This is a genomic window from uncultured Anaerovibrio sp., from assembly GCF_947302755.1.
Classification (GTDB): Bacteria; Bacillota; Negativicutes; order Selenomonadales; family Selenomonadaceae; genus Anaerovibrio.
Map to the genome: position 1 here is coordinate 1 of NZ_CAMYWM010000179.1, position 3,928 is coordinate 3,928.

Sequence of the window (3,928 nt, forward strand, 5' to 3'; positions counted from 1 at the left end):
TGATAAGGGTGGTATTACCCTGGCGGCCTATGATAATATTGACAGTACGGTTCATGCTGAGGGCAAGGTATCTGGTGGGGCTGGTGCCGGTCCCACGGCTAAAACCGAGCATAATATTGATCGTACCAACCTGGTGGATATTTACGGCAATATTGATAGTGATAAGGACATAAATTTGTATGCCGGTGCCAATAAGGGGGGCAAAAAATCCACGGTGAAGCAGCTCACTATTGCCGATGCCCGCAATGATACGGTTATTCCCTTGGGCTGGCATCGGGATATTGATATTGAACATCATCGGACCAACACGGTACAGGTTCATGAAACCAGTAACGGTGAGGCTATGCGCAATATTAACATTAAGGCTGCCAACGGTGATGAAAGCATTTTAAAGAGGGCCTCCTATCATACCTTTTATACTGGTGACGGCGGTGACGGGAAAAATGTTCCAGTGGTGGAAAGCGAAAGCAGTGATGGCTCCAATGTGGATAAGCTGGTAAGTGAAACCACCAACTACGCTATGGTGGATGGTAGTCTGCTGGCCGGTTCCCAGGATAAAATTTATATGAATATTTCCGGTCAGGTGGTGCCGGACAGCTATTTAGGCTACCATGAGGTAAAGGCAACCAATGATGTGGATATTGTAGAAAAGCATAATGTTACGGCCACCGGCAATGACCAGGCCTTCACCATCTCCATTGTGGATGATGAGGGTAAACACTATGCTGATTTGGAAGCTGCAACCATACAGAATATCCAGAGCTATGCCAGCATGCTGACCCAGCGCTGGGTTGAGCTGAAGCAGCTTTTAAAGGATTATAATGGTAAGAATACCAAGGGTGGCGACGACAATACCCTTGTTGCCTATGCAGGATATAAGCAGGAGCTGGAGCTGCTGGAGACCCGGATGAAGAATATGGGCCTTTTGGTGGAGGAAACAGATGAGAATGGCAACAAGGTTTGGATACCGATTACCACAGGCTACGATATTCCGGTGGTTATCTTGCCGGAGCTTCTGGAGGCCTGTGGCGGTACCATTAATGTGGACAGCAATAATTTCTATGGCAAGGGCTCACTGGTGGCCAAGACCAATCCGGAAATCATTGTGAAGAATACCTCCAATGCCTATTTGTTGGTTAATGATACCTTAATTCATGATAAGGGCGACGGGATTATCTATAAGGACAATATTATTAATTCCGATGCAGCCGGCAAAAATCAGATTAAAGAGCTGAATGTGGACAAGCAATATGATGTGTCCTACAGCAAGCTGAAATCTGTCTTCGGTGACGGTCCCATGCTGTCCATTACCTCTGATAATGCTTCCATCAGCGGCATAGCCTTGACGGATAAGGTAACCTATATGAGCGATGGCCATACCAAAACTGTCAATAAGACCTTTGATGGTGTCGGCACCATTGAGCTTGCCGGTTATGTTGACGGCGGTATCGCTGATGTAGAAATAACCAATAATAACAGCAGTATTGGCGACATTATTATTGACGGTACAGACAGGGAAGACAAGATAACCGGTGTGGATGGTCATTCCGTAAGGCTGACCTCAAAGGCTGGCAGCATTACCCAAAGCTATACCCAGGGTACGGTACATATTGGCTCTACCCCTGATGATGTATATGAGAATGTAAATCAGGCGAATATTGATAGTATCTCCGCCAGCTGGGGCCTGAAAGACCAGGATAAGCACGAAATAAAAGCTCTTGATGGTACCGCCCCTAAGGCGGAAAGTGAAGCTCTGGCCAACAAGACTGGGCGTATAGCGGGTAATACCATCTTTATTGCCGCAGATGCCATCAATGTAAATGGTATTTTGCAAAGTGGCTTTGGCAACTACCAGGCTGTTGTAACCCAGGAGCAGGTTGAGGCGGCCAAGGCTGCGGCTGAGATACAGGACTTCAGTAAATCAAAGCTCTATGATGGGCACCGTATTTATAAGGTTAATGAAGGAGGCGTCAACTGGTCTGCTGATAAGGCAGCTGATGGCTCTCTTGTTTACAATGTCCAGGTTTATTATGACCCCACTAATGATACCCTGATAACTGAGAATATCGATGCTCAGGGGGGTAAGGTATATCTTACCGGCCGGATTATCAGTACCACCGGCGGTAAAATTTTTGCCGTGGATGGTGCTGCGGATATCAGCATTGACAATCAAAGCAATGTGGATATGCAGGTGGGCAAGATTATTAACAACGATATAAATGGTGAGGTGGTACTTACTACATCTTCCCTGAAGGACGGCAAGGAGTATCTGACCCGTAACAGCTATACCACAGCAGGAGTAACAATTACGGAGGGCTATTTGGGCAATAATTCCAAGACTGTTGTAGATAAATCCCAGGCTGGACGCAGCTATACCTTCAATCCAATAGCCAACAGCCGCTATAACTGGACCCGTGGCACAGATACTACTTCAACAGTGCATTATTACTATCGCGATACTGCGGTTCTGGACTTGATAGACATTGGAACCACAGCCAGTGATAAAGCGGAGAAGACCGAGACTGAAAAACGTACCATTGATCTGCAAAAGGGACGTTTTATCTCCACCGAAGCCGGTGATGATTACAATATGGTGGCAGATAATGTGGTTCTTAACCAGCAGGAGATGAACTATGAGGTATCTTCCAAGGATCATATCCTTTGGAAGAACTACTATTACAACTGGGATGTTAAGACTGGCTCCAGCCAGACCTACGTGTCCAGCATAAAGGCCGATAAGCCGATTGAAATCAAATTTATTGGCCAGGAGGATGGCCGTATTAATATTAAAGGTAATGGCGATATCGACCTCACAGGGGATATTCGGAACAATAATGCCCAGGGGACGATTGATATTGATGCTAACGGGGATATTAAGGGCAATTCCAGCTCAACCATTATTGGCAACAAGGTTTCCCTGGTGGCTGGAAATAATATTGGTAATATTTATATTGATGCCTTGGATAAGGATAAGACTGTACAGCTGGGGGCTGATACCGTAAGCGGCCATATTGATATTAATGTAAACGGTGATGCGGAAATATCCACCGTAAGGGCACAAAATATTAGTGCTTTATTGGGTGGCAACAATAATATTACCCTCAACGTAAGCGGTAATATTATTCAGGGGGCCGGCGATGGCATTAATGGCCACCGCATTGATCTTACCAGCAGGACTGGGTCCATTGGTACCAGTGAACAGGGGCTGAAGGTAATGACCGGGCAGCAGGCACTAAATTATAACCCACGTAGTGCCAGCGTCAGTGCCACAGCTCAAAAGGATATATTCCTGACCAATAGCGGCGGTGAAGGCACTGACATGCGTATTGGAGTCGTCAACTCTGTTACAGGTGATGTTACCCTGAACAATGAGGGTGGCAGCTTTGTGGATGCTTTGCCATATACCGGGGATGAGGCCGGCGATGAAACTTCGGCCCGTATTCAGCGGTGGATTGACTCCGGAATGATTGCCGGACCGGACCGCAACAACGCCTATATTCGGAAGCTGGAAAGAAATGTTGCCGATTACGAAAATAATGTCAAGGAAAATTTTGCTGATTACCTGACCATGAAACAAAAGGCAGATACCAATATGGCAATGTCAGCAAAAGAACAGACCGCCTATAATGATTTGAAGGCAGAGTTTGGTGCTTACTCTGATAGTGCGGCATATTTGGAGCACCTGGCTGCAGATGTTAATAGCGATTATGCCAAGCTGAGGGCTGAGGCCGCCAATCCAACCTACAAATGGACCCGGGATGAGCTGCTCTATGCTGTTCGCTCGGAGATCTTCAATAAGGAGGTAGGCTCCACTGACAGCCGGGATAAGCTGGCTAATGTAAGCGGCAATAATATTACCCTCATTGGTAAAAATGTGGGCAGTAATTTGGCTCCCCAGGTTATAAGCGTTGACCAATTAAGCAATGGC

The 3,928-nt window shown here is 46.5% G+C and carries 1 protein-coding gene; it reads left to right on the plus strand.

The annotated features are described in order from the left end of the window. Positions 1-3,928, plus strand: a 3,928-nt coding sequence (locus Q0Y54_RS12080; protein WP_297968377.1) for a hypothetical protein, incomplete at both ends; no start/stop codon positions are given.